The organism is Nocardia sp. NPDC058658 (genome assembly GCF_042716665.1).
Lineage (GTDB): Bacteria > Actinomycetota > Actinomycetes > Mycobacteriales > Mycobacteriaceae > Nocardia.
In genome coordinates, this window is record NZ_JBHXRR010000019.1 from 21,827 (window position 1) to 37,572 (window position 15,746).

The following is a 15,746-nucleotide window of genomic DNA, read 5'->3' on the forward strand; positions in this document are numbered from 1 at the left end:
CGCCGACGCGAATGCCGCTGTCGGGCAGGTGGATACCGTCCAGTCCGAAGCGGATGTCGCCGAAGTCGAGGCCGTTTCGGGCGCCGACAACGGTATCGCCGTCGAGGATCCCGCGGTCGTCGACGAGTCGATCGTGGAGGCCACCGGATCGGTCGATCCGGTGGAGTCGCAACCACTCCGACCGGAAACGTCCGGTTCGGGGTCCTCGGGCGCCGTTGCCGCACCCGTGGCCGACGATTCCCTTTCGGCCGACGAAGCCGCCGCCGCCGATTCCGCAAAAGCCGCAGATGTGGATGTCGAGCCCGCCACTGTCGCGCTGACCTCTCCGGCTGCCGTAGAAGCAGACCTCGTACCTGCGGCATCCGTCAACGCTGTTGCACTGCAAGGTGAATCGGTCGAGGCACCTGCCGGTTCTCTGCTCGTAGCGGAAGCCGAGGCGCCGCGACCGGCGGAGTCGGCCGCACCGCGTCCCGTGCTGCTGGTGATCGCCGATTCCCTCGCCTACTACGGCCCGAAGGGCGGACTCCCCGCCGACGACCCGCGGATCTGGCCGAACATGGTTGCCGCGGAACTGGACTGGGATGTCGAACTGATCGCCCGGATCGGCTGGACCTGCCGCGACGCCTACTGGGCGCTGATCGGCGACCCTCGGGTCTGGGCCTCGGTGCCGCGTGCCGGGGCGGTGGTGTTCGCCGTCGGCGGCATGGACACCCTGCCCTCGCCGCTGCCCACCGCGCTGCGGGAGATGATCCGCTACATCCGCCCGCCGCGTCTGCGTCGTGGCGTGCGCTCGTCGTACAACTGGCTGCAGCCGAAGCTGTCGAAAATCGGTCGCCGAGTAGCTCTTCCGCCGAAGGTGAGCGTGAACTACCTGGAGCAGTCGCGCGAGGCGCTGAACCATCTGCGTCCGGAACTGCCCATCGTCGCGGTGCTCCCCTCGGTGCACACCTGCGATGCGTACGGGCGGGTGCACCGGGGCAGGGCGCGGGCGGTCAAGGCCTTGCAGGCGTGGTCCGGTCGCACCTCGGTGCCGCTGGTCGACCTCGGCGAGGCCGTGCGCGACGACATCGAGTCGGGGTCGGCGAACCCGGACGGCATCCACTGGGGCTGGGCCGGGCACGCGGCGGTCGCGACCGCGATGACCAAGGCGCTGCAGGAGGTCCGGTAGTCCGTGGCCGTTGTGGTGGTCACCGATTCGGCGGCGGGATTGTCCGCGGATATCGTCGCCGAGCTCGGTATCGAAGTGGTGCCGTTGCATGTGCTCGTCGGCGACCGGACGATCCGCGAAGGCCTCGACCCCATCGAGATCGACTACACGACGGACTCGGTCACCACCTCGGCGGCCTCGCCCGGTGAGCTGCGCGAAGCCTACGAACGCGCGCTGACCCACAGCGACGGTGACGGCGTGGTCGCCGTGCATCTCTCGCGCCGGTTGTCCTCGACCTGGGAGTCGGGCCGCCAGGCGGTGCGCGATATGGGTGCCGAAGACCGTGTGCGCCTTGTCGATTCGCTCGGCGCCGGCCTGGCGACCGGTTTGCCGGTGCTGGCCGCCGCGCGCAGGGCGGTGGCAGGCGATGCGCTGGACGCGGTCTATGAGCGCGCGGTATCGGCGGCGGCCCGTGCGCGCACGTTCATCCTGGTCAACCGCACCGAACAACTGCGCAAGGGCGGCAGGCTGAGCAGTGCCGCCGCGTTCTTCGGCAGCGAACTGGTGACGAAGCCACTGCTGCAGTTGGTGGAGGGCAAGCTCGAACTGCGCGAGAAGGTACGCACCAGATCGCGCGCGTACTCGAAGCTCGTGGCAGCCGCAGTGGACGCGGCCGCGTCCGACGGTGCCGCCCTCGGTATCCAGCACCTCGGTGCGCGCGAGGCCGCCGAGACCATCGCGGCACAACTGCGCGAACAGCTGCCCGAGGTGCGGGAGCTCTACGTCGCCGAGTTCGGTCCCACGCTCGGTGTGCACCTCGGTGTCGGGGCGCTCGGCGTCGCGGTGTTGCCCGGTGGATGTTCCTGACGCCGGTCGGTTCAGAATCGGAGTGCGGACAAACCGTTCGCTGACCTTGACGCGTTGCCTACCGTAGACGCCATGGCAGGCAAAACTTCTCCTCACACCGCCCTTCCCGTGCGAGTGCTCACCGTCGACTGGGACCATTCGGATGCCGAGACGCTGCGCGCGGAGATGTCGGACGAGGTCCGCCCGCGCTACGCCTACCTCGAGGACGAGCTCGCCGCCCGCGGGCTCGCACCCCATGTGGTCGACAGCGCGAGCGTGCACCGAACTTTTGTCGCGTACGCGGGCGGCGAACCTGTCGGCCACGCCGCGGTGCGATGGAACGCCGACGACCTCGAACTCAAGCGGATGTTCATTCGACCCGACTACCGCGGCACCGGCACCGCGACGGCACTGCTGCAAGCCGCCGAAGCTGCTGCCCGCGCGGCCGGTCGGCCCCGGCTGATCCTGCAGACCGGGCACCTGCAGCCCGACGCGGTGCGCTTCTACGAGCGCAGCGGCTACCACCGGATTCCGCTGTTCGCGCCGTATCACGCCCTGCCGCAATCGAACTGTTTCGCGAGGAACCTGCACTGAAGCGCTGATCGGGTGGGGCTCTACGATTCCCCGATGACCGGATACGACGACTTCGACCACCTCGACGCCGCGAACCTGCCCGCACGCAGGCAACACATCCTCGCCGTGATCAGGGATTCGGTGCAGGCCAACGGCTACGCGCCGAGCACGCGCGAGATCGCCGACGCGGTAGGCCTGCGCTCCACCTCCACGGTCTCCCAACACCTGAAAGCCTTGGAGGACGACGGGTTCCTGCGCCGCTCGGCCTCCCTCGGCCGCCCCATCGACGTGCGCCTGTTCCTGCGCGGTGCGCCCGCCGCCGATTCCGACGCCTCGGTCTCGGTGCCCGTCGTCGGTGACATCGCCGCGGGCACCCCGATCCTGGCCGAGCACAACCCCGACGACGTCATGACCCTCCCGCGTGAACTGGTCGGGCGCGGAGAGGTTTTCGGCCTGCGGGTTCGTGGCGACTCGATGATCGACGCCGCGATCTGCGACGGTGACCTCGTTGTCGTCCGCAGCCAGCGCGAGGCCAACTCCGGCGATATCGTCGCCGCCATGATCGGTGAGGAAGCCACGGTCAAGGTGTACCGCCGCCGCAACGGCCACGTCCACCTCGAACCGCGCAACCCCGCCTACGCCGTGATCGACGGCGACGAAGCGGTGATCCTGGGCCGCGTCGTGTCGGTGATGCGCCGACTCTGAGGTCGCTACGCCGGGCCGAACCAGTCCAGCGACTGGCCGTGCGGCCCGGCGAACGCCAACGGCTCGTCGTCGAGGGCCAGCACCATCCGGGCCGCCGCACCCTCGCGCGGGGGCAGCCTGTCGGCCTGCCAGGTGAGTACACCCGTGCCCTCCTGCGAAACCCAGTGGCAGGGCAGGTTTCGCACCGTCGCCCGGAAGTCCGCCCGTGCCTGCGGCGAGAGATAGGTGAGCACAGCACTGTGGAACACCACCACCGTGCTGTCCTTCGGTGCGGCATGTACGAGCTCGGTGACCTGCTCGTTCAGGTCGCCCGAGACGAGGGTCGGTGGATCCGCGGCGGTGATCTCGCAGGCCGCACGCAGCCGTGTCAGTCGCTCGTCCTGACCTGGCCACACGAGCGCCGACAACCACTGCCGGTCCTCGCTGTCGCCGGCATCGAGCGGGTTCAGATCCACACCTGCCCGATGGACAACTCGGGGGAGCCGGTCCGGGATCGGCACCGGCCCGGTTGTCTTGCAGGTCAACACAACCGGTGATGGACCGTCGGACGGATCCAGCGCGACCGTGTCGTATCGATAGCTGAAACGGTCCGGGTACAGGCACAGTCCGGCCGAGGCGCCGACCTCGATGAGTGACAGGGGTCCGGGCAGGCGTGCGAGCACCGGCAGGAGGGTGGCCGCCCGGCCCGCCTCGTTCGTCTGTGTCCGTCGGCGCAGCGCGGTCGCCGAGATCGCCTGCCAGTTCGCGCGCAGCTGGTCGCGGAACTCGCTGTAGGGAACCGCGGTCGCGCCGTTGACTCGCGCGGCAGCCAGGACCAGGTTGGGTTGCTGTTTGTCCGTGGGCAATCGGTTGATCAACGCCAGCACTTCGTGGTCGGTGCTGATGTCCAGCGCCCGCTGGTGGTACAGCGGGGAATTGTCGCCTGCTTCGCGAAGTGCGAAGTCGCGGAATCGTTGTGCGAGTTCCATGGGTCCATGAGTACTTCGATTCGGTCATGAGCGCACGGTATCTATTCGGACAGGCGGGGTTGCGGGCTCGAGGCCGCTGAAGGCCGAGTTATCCACAGGCTCAGAGTTATCCACAGGTTTCTTCGAAGCCCAGGTCAGCGAAGGTTGTCTCGGTGGGCGTTGGCCTAGCGTCGCTGCCATGTCACGACACGAAGAGCACGAGCGAGTACGGCAGCGGCTGGGTGGTCTGGCGGTCCGCGAGCGAGCACGACCGAGCAGTCCGCCGCTGCGCGAGTCCGGGAACGACGATTCGCGCCTCGACGACAGCGAGGGACATTGGGACGACGACGAACTCGCACCGCCGTCCGGCCCCACGGGTGCGGTCGGGACGCCAGGGTGGCTCGATGACGGCGCATCGAACAGGCGAAACAGACTGGTGCCAGTGCGCTTTCGGGATGCGCGGTTGGACCCGGGCCGTCGTGGTGCGCTGGTACTCGGTCTGGTCGGGGTGATCGCCGTGGTGCTGACCGGTGTGATGGTGCTGCGCGATCAGCCGGTGGCGCGCGCAGTGCCCCCGGTTCCGGTGCTGCGTGCGGAAAGTGTTGCGGTACAGCCCGGACCGACCACCGTGGCGGCAGCGATGTCCGGTCAGAGCACGACTCCGAGCGCCGATGTCGTCGTCAGCGTGGTCGGCTTGGTGGAACGAGCCGGGCTGCACCGATTGCCGGACGGTTCGCGGATCGCCGACGCCCTGGAGAAGGCAGGCGGAACCAGGGAGGGTGCCGACCTGGCAGGCCTGAACCTGGCGCAACGACTCGCGGACGGCGACCAGGTGATCGTCGGAGCAACTGACCCCCAGCAGGGCCAACCACGCCTCGGCAGCATCATGATCGGCGCGGGTCGCGCACCGGCGACCCCGCCGGGTGCCGCAGGCTCGACCACCTCGAGTTCGAAGCCGGCGGGCCCGACCACCGCTGGTTCGAGCCCGGCTGGTTCGAGCACCGGTGCCGGTGCGTCGACCGGCAGTGCCCGCGTCGATCTGAACACCGCGACCGAAGCCGAGTTGGACGCGCTACCCGGTGTAGGCCCGGTCACCGCCAGCGCGATCCTCGCGTGGCGCACCACCAACGGCCGCTTCACCGATGTCGCCCAACTCGGTGAGGTAGACGGCATCGGCCCCGCCCGCCTTGCCAAACTTCGCGACCTGGTGACGACATGATCCCGCCGCCGTGGCGTAGCAGTCGGCGCGAAATCAATTGGCCCGCAGTCGATGCCCCTCGGGCGACCGGTGTCGTCGACTGCGCCGCGATCGAACCCGCGTTGACGGAGGTGACCACATGAACTGCCCAGTGTGGCCGTGTGCACGGAAGGAAAGTCGGCGCACCACAGACCGATCCGAGGGGACACCGGATGACTGCGCGCCGACATCGGGCGACACCCGTCCGGCGTGTGCGAACGGGCTCGGCGAAATGCACTGTGCCGCAGATGCACCCGTGGAGAACGCGGACAGGGACACACGCAGACGTGACGACCGGGTCGGCGGATGGGAGTAGCGCTGGGCGGGCAGCAGTGCGGCGGAGTCGGATCGTCGGTGACCGACCCGGGGGGAAAGGCGTGTGGGGGCGGCGCATCGAGGCGGGCAGGGTGAGTGGATGAGGTCAGGGTCGGGCGAGGGAGCGGTACAGGAAGAGTCGGCGCAGCGCCGGGGAACGATCGTGGGGCGGCGTGTTGGGGCGGAGCACGGAGGTGGGCGGGCGAGCGTGGCGCTACGCGATGTGGGGTCGCGAGCACTACCGACTCGTGAGCATTCGTCGGGGTCAGCATGGGGGCGCCGATGGACGCGGATAGCGCAGTTCGGGCAGGGATCCAGGAGGGCGGATCCCGGTTTGCGGGTGGCCGTCGGGCGGGAGCCGGAGGAGGCGGAGCCGCAGGTGCTCGATATGCGGTTGGTGCCTGCGGCGTTGGGGTGTTGGGTGGCCACGATTGTCGCGGTGACCGTGGGGTGGGTTGCGGGGGTGGTGGTGGCGGTTGGTGCCGTGGTGGTGGCGATCGGGTTGTGGGTGGTGTTGCTGTGGGCGATGGCGCATCGGCGGGAGCGGTGGCGGGTTGTTGCGGTGACCGGGATGGCGACGATGCTGCTCGGGGCGGGGTTCGGGGCGGCGGGGGCTTGGCAGGAGCATCACGTGCAGTCGCACCCGCTGCGGGAGTCGTTCGGTCGATCGGTGAATGTGGTCGCGGTCGTCACCGACGATGCGAAACCCATGCGCGCCGGTGGGTTCGGTGGCGAGCGGCGGTGGATCGTTCGTGCGGGTCTACGCGAGTTCGGTCAGGGTCAGGCGCGGACCGAAGCCGGCGGATCGCTGGTGGTCCTGGCGCAAGGTGGTGAATGGGCCGAGCTGTCACCCGGGCAGGTGGTGCGGTTCCGAGCCGAGGTGAGCGAACCGAACCGCGCCGACCTGACCGTTGCCACCTTGCACGCCACCGATGCGCCGAAGCGGATCGGTGAGCCGCCGTGGTGGCAGCGGCTCGCCGCGAGTGTGCGATCGGATCTGGTCGAGGCCTCGGCTCGGGCACTACCCCCGGACGCCGCTGGACTGCTGCCAGCACTCGTTGTCGGCGACACCGCCGCATTGCCCGGCGGTGTGCGAGACGCATTCGAAATCGCTGGACTGCAACATCTTTGCGTGGTCAGCGGGGCGAACTTCACCATCATTCTGACCGCTCTGCTCGCGCTCGCCCGACTGCTCACCGCGGGTCCACGGACCAGTGCCGCGGCGGCCGCAGTGGTGGTCGGGTTGTTCGTCGTCATCGCGCGCCCCGACCCGAGTGTGCTGCGCGCGGCGGCCATGGGGTCGGTGACGGTACTGGCCCTGCTCACCGGAAGGCGTAAACAGGCGCTACCCGCACTGTGCGCGGCGGTGATCGGATTGCTGGCTGTCGCACCGCAATTGGCGGTGAGCGCGGGGTTCGCACTGTCGGTGCTCGCCACGGCGGGATTGATCCTGCTCGCGCCGAGTTGGGCGGACTGGCTGCGCGAGCGGGGTTGGTGGCGCGCACCCGCGGAGATCGTCGCGGTGTCGGCGGCTGCGTTCGTCGTCACCGTGCCGCTGATGGTGGCTCTCTCCGGGCGGGTGAGCTTGGTGGCGATTGTGGCGAATGCGCTTGTCGCACCGGTTGTCGGGCTGATCACGGTGATCGGAGCGGTGGGGGCGGTCGTGGCCTGCGTGTGGGGCGATGCCGCGGTGTGGGTGCTGTGGTGCGCGCGGCCACCCCTGTGGTGGTTGCTCGGCGTCGCCGATCGTGCAGCCGCCGTGCCGGGCGCGACGATGACGGTGCCGGGCGGTGCTGTCGGCGGATCGGTGGCGACAGCGATCGTCGTCGCGGTCGTGGCGGCATTGCGCTGGTCCCACACTCGCAGGCTCCTCGCTGCGGTTGCGTTGGGGGTGGCGATCGTGCTGCTCCCGGTGCGCTTCTTGCAACCGGGGTGGCCGCCATCGGGCTGGGTCCTCGCCATGTGCGACGTCGGCCAGGGAGACGGCTTGGCCCTGTCGGTCGGCCCTGGTGCCGCGGTCGTGATCGACGTCGGCCCAGACCCGCGCCCGATCCGGTCCTGCCTGGACCGCCTCGAAATCACCCACATTCCACTCCTCGTCCTCACCCACCCCCACGCCGACCACATCAACGGACTCGCCGGCGCCCTCCGCGGCCGAACCGTCGACGCGATAGCCACCGCCCCCGGCGAACTCCGCGCAGCGATCGCCGACACCTGCGCGGCGGCGAACCGAACCCCTGCACATCCATCCACCCGGACTACGACCCACCAGACCCAGGACACCGGCGCCGGGCCGGACCACATGAACGCAGTGGAGGCGGACAAGTCCGGTGAGCCTTCGCCGCTGGGAGTGGCTGCAGGAAAATCGAACTCGGCGGGTGCAGATCACGAGGATAGAGCGCCATCGAACACGAGCGCCGAGGTCACATCGACGGGCGAGAGGTCGGTGTGTCCGAGTGGGACACCGGGGGAGCGGGTTGCGAGGGTTGCGGCAGGGACATCGGAACATGGTGGTGCACAGCGGGAATCGCACAGTCATGACGGCGACACCGGGGGAGTCGAACGAGTCGCACAGCTTGCCGGCACTGCGGGAATTCCGCTGATGGAACTCCACGCCGGGCACGAAATAACGTTCGGGACAGTCGGATTGCGGGTGCTGGCGCCGAGCGCGAAGGTGCCGACTTCGCTGGCGGCCGATGAGGCCAACGATCGGTCGCTGGTGCTGCGGGCTCGGACACCGGCCGGAACCATCCTGTTCACCGGAGATATCGAGGCGCAGGCACAGGGGCGATTGGTGCGCGGCGGGGACGTCCGGGCCGACATCCTCAAGGTGCCGCACCACGGATCACGGACCACCACACCGGAATTCCTGCGCGCCGTCGGCCCACGCCTGGCCTTGGTCAGCGCAGGGTCGGACAACACCTTCGGCCACCCGCACCCCACGGTGACCACCGCCCTTGCCGCGCTCGGCACCACCGTGGCGCGGACCGACCTCGACGGCGATGTCGTGATCGTGGGCACCGCCGCCGACCTGCGAACGGTCACCTCTCGTCGGCGCGCACCGCCCGGCCGGGTTGTCGGTGGGCGTACGTAGGATCGCAGGGTGAGCGAACGCCCTGCCTCGGTGCATCTGGTCCTCGGTGACGAGGAACTGCTGGTCGAACGTGCGGTTGCGAAGGTGACCGCGCAGGTGCGGGCCTGTGCGCCCGACCCGGACTCGGTCCCCGTCGATCGGTTGCGCGCGGGTGACGCGAGCACGGCAGAGCTGGCGGAGTTGCTCAGTCCGTCGCTGTTCGCCGAAGACCGGGTGATCGTGCTCGAATCGGCCGCGGAGGCGGGTAAGGACGCGGTCGCAGTGATCACCGAGGCGGCGGCCGATCCACCCGACGGCGTGGTGTTGATGGTGCTGCACTCGGGTGGCGGACGGGCCAAGGCGCTGGCACCCGCGCTGCAGAAGAAGGGCGCGACCGTCCACGAGTGCGCGAAACTCGGAAAGGGCGGCGAGCGGGCGGAGTTCGTGCGGGGCGAATTTCGTGCGCTCGGGGTGAAGGTGCCGACCGAGGTGGTCCAGGTGCTGCTGGAATCGGTCGGTTCGGAGCTGCGCGAATTGGCCGCGGCCTGTTCGCAATTGGTCTCCGACACCGGCGGCAAGGTCGACGCGAACGCGGTCCGCCGCTACTACTCGGGCCGCGCCGAGGTCACCGGCTTCGACGTCGCCGACCTCGCCGTCGCAGGCGATCGCTCCGGTGCGATGGAGGCGCTGCGCTGGGCCACCGACCGCGGTGTCCCACACGTCCTGCTGGCCGACGCACTCGCCGACTCCGTCCACACCATCGCCAAAGTCGGCTCGGCGGGCCGCGGCGACCCGTTCGCCCTCGCCCAGAAACTCGGCATGCCCCCCTGGAAGGTCAAGAAGGCCCAGGGACAAGCCCGCGGCTGGAACCCCACCACCATCGGCACCGCCCTCCAGGTGGTCGCCACCCTCAACGCCGACGTCAAAGGCGGCGCCGCCGACGCCACCTACGCTGTAGAACACGCCTTGGCCCGCATCCTCGACCTCCGCGCCACCGGCTGAACAAGGTACTCCGGCCCGTCCTCGACCGGGCCGGTACCGCTTCCTCGCCCGGAAATCCGCTACGGATTTCGCGGGCCCTCGGTACCCGTTTCCGCTGACGAGGCGCGCCGCACCTCCATCCAATCGGGATCGAATCGCGATGCTGGATCGCTGTCACGGCTGGCACAGTTGATCATGAGATGGTTGAGCCGAGTGGTAGCCGGGATGGAAAAGGCGGGCGCGGTCGACGCGCTCGGGGCTCGGCGGGGCGAGTAACACGGCAGTTCGTCAAGGGTTTCGTCGCGCTTCTGTCCGCTGCGGTGATGGGGGTGACGGCATACGGATGGTCGACGGCGGGGAGTTTCGATGCGGGGTTCCTGCGGTCGGGGGCGATCGGTGACGACGCACCACACTCACTCGGCGGCGATCTCAACATCCTGCTGATCGGGTTGGACACTCGACGCGATCAGAACGGCAACGAACTGCCCACCGAAGTCCTCGATCAACTCCACGCCGGCGACGGTGACGAAGGCGGCTACAACGCCAATACCCTGATCCTGGTGCACATTCCGGCCGCGATGGACAAGATCGTGGCGGTATCGATCCCCCGCGACGACTACGTGCCGGTCACCGGCATCCCCGGCTACACCCACGCCAAGATCAAGGAGACATACGGGTTGCGCAAGGCGACCGTGCAGGACCAGCTGATCGCGCGCGGCGTCACCGATCAGCGCAAGCTGGAACAGGCAGGCAGGGAAGCGGGACGGGCCGCGACCGTGGCCGCGGTCCGGGATCTGACCGGGGTGCCGATCGACAGGTTCGCCGAGGTCACCCTGGCCGGGTTCTACGATCTGGCCGCCGCACTGGGCGGCGTGGAGGTCTGCTTGAACGCCCCGGTGCGCGACACCGAGTTCTCCGGCGCCGACTTCCCCGCCGGTCGCCAGCATCTGAATCCCGCACAGGCGCTGGCCTTCGTCCGGCAACGGCACGGACTGGAGAACGGCGACCTGGACCGAACCCACCGTCAGCAGGCATTCCTGACCTCGGTCGCGAGGCAACTCCGCAGCGCGGGCACCCTCACCGATCCGGGCCGACTCTCGGCGCTGATGGATGTGGCGCACCGCAATATCGTGCTGTCGGACGGCTGGAACATGACCGAATTCGTCCGCACGCTCGGCAACGCCGAGGATCCGCAGGTGGAATTCCGCACCCTGCCGGTGCTGCGCTACGACGTGATCAACGGGCAGGACGTGAACATCGTCGACCGGTCGGCGATCCGCCGCGAGATCGCCGCGGCCTTCGGTATGCCGATACCGACTTCGACCACCAGGCGCACCGGACAACGCACCGAACCCCCGGCCGCCTGGTCGTCGCAGACCGCAGAGGGCGCCTGGCAGACCGGAACGACCGAATCGGAGCTCGAGACTCCCGACGCGGGCAAGCCGGTCCGCGGCGACATCACCTCGGGGCAGGTGCCCTGCGTGAACTGACTATTCGCCGGCGACGACGAGCGAGACGTCGGAGTCCTCGTCCTCGTCGATGTCGTCGTAGCGGCCCTCCCACTCGTCGTAGAGGGGAACCTCGTCCTCACGGGTGACGATCCAGGCGGCGCCGTAGCCACCGTCCTCGTCGGGCACCATCACATTCTCGACCTTGAGACCGATACCCAGGATCTCCGCCGCGCGGATCACCTCGGCCAGGTCATCGCCTCGTACCACCGTCTGATTCGCGTACACCGTCAACATGGCGCGAATGGTAGCCCCTCTACAGGAACGACAAAAGCCGCCGTGGTCATCGAGGCCACGGCGGCTGCGTCTTGCGATGTACTACCAGCGAGCACCAGGCTCGCCGACGATCAGATCTTGTTCAGAGCCAGCGCGAGCGCGGACTTCTTGTTGGCCGCCTGGTTGGCGTGGATGACGCCCTTGGACGCGGCCTTGTCGAGCTTGCGGCTCGCGAACTGCAGCTGCTCGGCAGCCTTTTCCTTGTCGCCGCTGGCGGCAGCCGCACGGAAATTGCGGATCGCGGTGCGCAGCGCGGACTTGACCGACTGGTTGCGCTGACGCGCTTCCTCGTTGGTACGGATCCGCTTCATCTGAGACTTGATGTTGGCCACGCCTGTATCCTCTGGTTTCCTGTCGCTGGGTGATGTTCGGTGAAAGCTCGTCGGGCGCGCGCCCACGATGCAGCAGATGGTGCTGAACTACGGGTAACACCGCGCCGAAGATCGAGGTTACCAGCTCGGCACCGCCCCGACGAAATCGGCCCTCATCCACCCATCCGAGACGACGGCGCCCGATTTCACCCGTTTCAGGTGATGCAAAGAATTTACCTGTCTCACACACGACGCTGCTGCCGGGTGGGGCACAGTTTTTCCCATGACCTCCACCACTGCGCCGGGTACGGCTCGATCTGCATCACCGGCGATGGTGAGAAAGAACGGGCAGCCGGCTTCCACACACACCGGATTGTTCGAGGGATACGGGCCGGGCCGCTTCGCTGACGCGTTCGACGAGATGTTCGACGGGTCGGGAAAAGTTCGGGCACCGTACAAGGGAATCCACGCCGCGATGGCGGCCAATGACGTCGACGACCTGGCCAAACGCTCCGATGCGTTGGACCGCGCGTTCATCGACCAGGGCATCACCTTCTCCCTGTCCGGGCAGGAGCGGCCGTTCCCGCTGGACCTGGTGCCCCGGGTGATCGCCGCCGCCGAGTGGGCCAAACTCGAACGCGGCATCAAACAGCGGGTCACCGCGATGGAGCTGTTCCTGGCCGACGTCTACGGCGAACAGAACATCCTGCGCGATCAGGTGATCCCCAAGCGCCTTGTTACCTCGTGTGAACACTTCCACCGCGAGGCCGCCGGGCTGGTCCCGCCCAACGGCGTGCGCATCCACGTCTCCGGGATCGACCTGGTGCGCGACGAGAAGGGCGACTTCCGGGTTCTGGAGGACAACCTGCGCTCGCCGTCGGGCGTCTCCTATGTGATGGAGAACCGGCGCACGATGGCCAGGGTCTTCCCGGATCTGTTCTCCTCGCACCGGGTGCGGGCGGTGGGCGACTATCCCGGTCACCTGCTGCGCGCGCTGCGGGCCTCGGCCGCGCCCAACGAGGTCGATCCGACCGTGGTGGTGCTCACGCCGGGCGTGCACAACGCGGCCTACTTCGAGCATTCGCTGCTGGCCAGGCAGATGGGCGTGGAGTTGGTCGAGGGGCGCGACCTGTTCTGCCGTGACAATGTGGTCTACATGCGCACGACCGCGGGCGAGCGTCAGGTCGACGTGATCTACCGCCGCATCGACGACACCTTCCTCGACCCGATGCACTTCCGCCCCGACTCCGTACTCGGCGTCGCGGGCGTGCTGAACGCCGCGCGCGCGGGCAATGTGGTGATCTCGAGCGCGGTCGGCAACGGCGTGGGCGACGACAAGCTCATCTACACCTATGTGCCCAAGATCATCGAGTACTACCTCGGCGAGAAGCCGATCCTGCCCAACGTCGACACCTTCCGCTGCTGGCTCGACGACGAACGCGAGGAAGTCCTCGACCGGGTCGGCGAACTGGTGATCAAGCCCGTCGAGGGGTCGGGTGGCTACGGCATCGTGATCGGGCCCGACGCCTCGCCGCGCGAGCTGGAGGCGATCAAGCGCAAGGTCAAGGCCGACCCGCGTGGCTGGATCGCCCAGCCGGTGGTGCAGCTGTCGACGGTGCCGACCAAGATCGGCGACGATCTCGCGCCGCGCCACGTGGACCTGCGTCCGTTCGCGGTGAACGACGGTGAGGACATCTGGGTGCTGCCCGGCGGGCTCACCCGGGTGGCGCTGCCGGAGGGCTCGCTGGTGGTGAACTCCAGTCAGGGCGGTGGCAGCAAGGACACCTGGGTGCTGGCCGGGCGCGCGGGCACCGAAGACCGGGAGCTGGCCGGACCGGAGCTGGTCAGCGAACCGCCGCAAGCGGATTCGTTCGAACTCGGTCGTGAGCTCAGTACGCCGCAGGCCAATCAGCAACAGCAGCAACAACAGCAGACCCAGCGGCTGATCGGGGAATAACAGACATGCTTGCTCGAAACGCCGAATCCCTCTATTGGATCGGCCGATACGTCGAGCGCGCCGACGACACAGCGCGCATCCTGGACGTGGCGGTGCACCAACTGCTCGAAGACGCCACCGTCGACGCGGACCGCACGTCGCGCGTATTGCTCAAGGTGCTCGGGATCGAACCGCCCGAGGGCCTGCGGCTGGACGTGTGGTCGGTCACCGATCTCGTCGCCTACAGCCACGACCACGGCGTCTCGATCAGTGACTCCATCACCAAGGCCCGCGAGAACGCCCGCGGCGCACGGGAAGTCACCTCGAGTGAGATGTGGGAGTGCCTCAATGCCACCTACAACGGCATGGCCGCGGCGGAGCGGGCCGCGCGTGGACTCGGCCCGCACGAGTTCTTCTCCTACATCAAGGGCAGGGCGGCGATGTTCACCGGACTGACCGACTCCACCCTGAGTCGCGACGACGGCTACCGCTTCCTGCTGCTGGGTCGCTCGATCGAACGTGTCGACATGATGGTGCGCCTGCTGCTCTCGCGCGCCGGGGACAAGACGTCCTCGCCCGCCTGGGTGACGGTGTTGCGCTCGGCGGGCGCCCACGACACCTACCTGCGCACCCACCGCGGTGCGCTCGACGCGGCCAGGGTTGCCGAGTTCATCCTGATCGACCGCCTGTTCCCGCGTTCGGTGTTCCACACACTGCGCGTGGCCGAGGCCTGCCTGACCGAACTCGATCAGCGCCCCGGCAGTCGGGTCGGCGCGCGGCACGAGGCGCAACGGGTGCTCGGACGCGCCCGAAGTGAACTCGAGTTCCTGCCGCCGGGCGTGTTGCTGGAAGACCTGCAGGCGCGATTGCTCGCCCTGCAGAAATCGTGCCGTGACCTCGGTGAAGCCGTGTCACGCCAGTATTTCCATGCCGCCCCGTGGGTGGCCTGGACCGACGTGCGCAGCAGCCAGGACGGCCGCGTGCAGGTAGAGGGAGAGCTATGAGTTGGCGGATCAGGGTGGTGCACACCACCGGTTATGTCTACGACGCGCCCGTGACGCGCTCGTTCAACGAGGCCAGGCTCACTCCGCGCGCCGACAGCAGACAGAACGTGATCCTCAATCGCGTCGAAACCGTGCCCGCGACAAGGTCTTACCGCTACACCGACTACTGGGGCACCGCGGTCACCGCCTTCGACCTGCACGCCCCGCACACCGAACTCGAGGTGACCGGGTCCTCGGTGGTCGAGACCGAGCCGTTCGCCGAACCGACCGAGGAACTGAGTTGGGACGATCTACGGGGCGGACGGGTCGTCGACCGATTCGACGAAATGCTCAGTCCCACCGCCTATGTGCCGCGTGACCGCAAACTCTCGACGGTGGCCCGCCAGCTCGCGCGCGGGGAGGAACCGGCCAAGGCGGTGGTGCGCGCGGCCGAGTGGGTGCACAAGGAGATGGACTACATCGCGGGCACGACCTCGGTGCACACTTCGGCGCTCGAGGCCTTCGCCGAGCGGCGTGGCGTGTGCCAGGACTACGCCCATCTGACGCTGGTGTTGTTGCGCAGCATGGGGATTCCGAGCCGCTATGTGTCGGGCTACCTGCACCCCAAGGCGGGCGCGGAGATCGGCGAGACGGTGGCGGGGCAGTCGCACGCGTGGATCGAGGCGTGGACCGGGCAGTGGTGGGGTTACGACCCGACCAACAATCTCGCCGTCAACGAGCAGCATGTATCGGTCGGTGTCGGCCGCGACTACGCGGACGTGCCGCCACTGAAAGGAGTGTTCTCCGGCGGCGGCTCGACGGACCTCGAGGTCGTTGTAGAGGTCACCCGCCTCGCGTAATGTCCGAAAGGCTCGTGCGGACCCCGCTCGCCGCGGGGATGGTTCCTC

At 68.4% G+C, this 15,746-nt stretch carries 14 protein-coding genes; 11 read left to right on the plus strand and 3 right to left on the minus strand.

What is annotated here, in order from left to right:
• Positions 1-415 precede the first annotated feature (415 nt).
• From octT to lexA, 4 genes are all read left to right on the plus strand, one after another.
• Positions 416-1,168, plus strand: coding sequence for a diglucosylglycerate octanoyltransferase (gene octT, locus ACFWUP_RS22990; RefSeq protein WP_379237666.1), 753 nt, complete (start codon positions 416-418; stop codon positions 1,166-1,168).
• Positions 1,169-1,171: 3 nt separating this feature from the next.
• Positions 1,172-2,014 (plus strand): DegV family protein, encoded by an 843-nt coding sequence (locus ACFWUP_RS22995; protein ID WP_379237468.1) that lies wholly within the window; start codon positions 1,172-1,174, stop codon positions 2,012-2,014.
• Positions 2,015-2,086: 72 nt separating this feature from the next.
• Complete coding sequence (locus tag ACFWUP_RS23000; protein ID WP_379237470.1) at positions 2,087-2,587, plus strand: GNAT family N-acetyltransferase; 501 nt, start codon at positions 2,087-2,089, stop codon at positions 2,585-2,587.
• A gap of 33 nt (positions 2,588-2,620) precedes the next feature.
• The gene (lexA, locus tag ACFWUP_RS23005; RefSeq protein WP_379237472.1) at positions 2,621-3,271 is read left to right on the plus strand and encodes a transcriptional repressor LexA; all 651 of its coding nucleotides are present in this window, start codon (positions 2,621-2,623) and stop codon (positions 3,269-3,271) included.
• 5 nt (positions 3,272-3,276) lie between these two features.
• On the opposite strand, the gene ACFWUP_RS23010 is transcribed toward lexA, so the two are convergent.
• On the minus strand, positions 3,277-4,239 hold the full coding sequence (locus ACFWUP_RS23010; protein WP_379237474.1) for a DUF2332 domain-containing protein: 963 nt from the start codon (positions 4,237-4,239) through the stop codon (positions 3,277-3,279).
• Between the two features lie 178 nt (positions 4,240-4,417).
• Between ACFWUP_RS23010 and ACFWUP_RS23015 the strand changes: the two genes are divergently transcribed.
• The 4 genes from ACFWUP_RS23015 to ACFWUP_RS23030 all read left to right on the plus strand — a co-directional run bounded on the left by ACFWUP_RS23015 (position 4,418) and on the right by ACFWUP_RS23030 (position 11,314).
• The gene (locus ACFWUP_RS23015) at positions 4,418-5,437 is read left to right on the plus strand and encodes a ComEA family DNA-binding protein (protein ID WP_379237476.1); all 1,020 of its coding nucleotides are present in this window, start codon (positions 4,418-4,420) and stop codon (positions 5,435-5,437) included.
• A gap of 673 nt (positions 5,438-6,110) precedes the next feature.
• Positions 6,111-8,864: a ComEC/Rec2 family competence protein gene (locus tag ACFWUP_RS23020; RefSeq protein ID WP_379237478.1), complete on the plus strand. Its 2,754-nt coding sequence runs from the start codon at positions 6,111-6,113 to the stop codon at positions 8,862-8,864.
• Positions 8,865-8,873: 9 nt separating this feature from the next.
• Positions 8,874-9,845 (plus strand): DNA polymerase III subunit delta, encoded by a 972-nt coding sequence (gene holA / locus ACFWUP_RS23025; RefSeq protein ID WP_379237480.1) that lies wholly within the window; start codon positions 8,874-8,876, stop codon positions 9,843-9,845.
• A gap of 302 nt (positions 9,846-10,147) precedes the next feature.
• Entirely contained in the window at positions 10,148-11,314 is a 1,167-nt protein-coding gene (locus ACFWUP_RS23030) for an LCP family protein (RefSeq protein ID WP_379237482.1), read from the plus strand.
• Here ACFWUP_RS23030 and ACFWUP_RS23035 read toward each other — a convergent pair whose 3' ends face one another.
• Both ACFWUP_RS23035 and rpsT read right to left on the minus strand, forming a co-directional pair.
• Entirely contained in the window at positions 11,315-11,569 is a 255-nt protein-coding gene (locus tag ACFWUP_RS23035) for a hypothetical protein (protein WP_379237484.1), read from the minus strand. It abuts the gene before it with no gap.
• A 110-nt stretch (positions 11,570-11,679) separates the two neighbouring features.
• Positions 11,680-11,940 (minus strand): 30S ribosomal protein S20, encoded by a 261-nt coding sequence (rpsT, locus tag ACFWUP_RS23040; RefSeq protein ID WP_379237486.1) that lies wholly within the window; start codon positions 11,938-11,940, stop codon positions 11,680-11,682.
• Between the two features lie 310 nt (positions 11,941-12,250).
• On the opposite strand from rpsT, the gene ACFWUP_RS23045 reads away from it, so the two are divergent.
• The 3 genes from ACFWUP_RS23045 to ACFWUP_RS23055 are packed head-to-tail and all read left to right on the plus strand — an operon-like array spanning position 12,251 to position 15,698.
• Positions 12,251-13,876 (plus strand): circularly permuted type 2 ATP-grasp protein, encoded by a 1,626-nt coding sequence (locus ACFWUP_RS23045; RefSeq protein WP_379237668.1) that lies wholly within the window; start codon positions 12,251-12,253, stop codon positions 13,874-13,876.
• A gap of 5 nt (positions 13,877-13,881) precedes the next feature.
• Positions 13,882-14,859: an alpha-E domain-containing protein gene (locus tag ACFWUP_RS23050; protein ID WP_379237488.1), complete on the plus strand. Its 978-nt coding sequence runs from the start codon at positions 13,882-13,884 to the stop codon at positions 14,857-14,859.
• Positions 14,856-15,698 carry a transglutaminase domain-containing protein gene (locus ACFWUP_RS23055; protein WP_379237490.1) on the plus strand — a complete coding sequence of 281 codons (843 nt, stop codon included), beginning with the start codon at positions 14,856-14,858 and terminating at the stop codon, positions 15,696-15,698. The genes ACFWUP_RS23050 and ACFWUP_RS23055 overlap by 4 nt, the downstream gene beginning before the upstream one ends.
• Positions 15,699-15,746 lie beyond the last annotated feature (48 nt).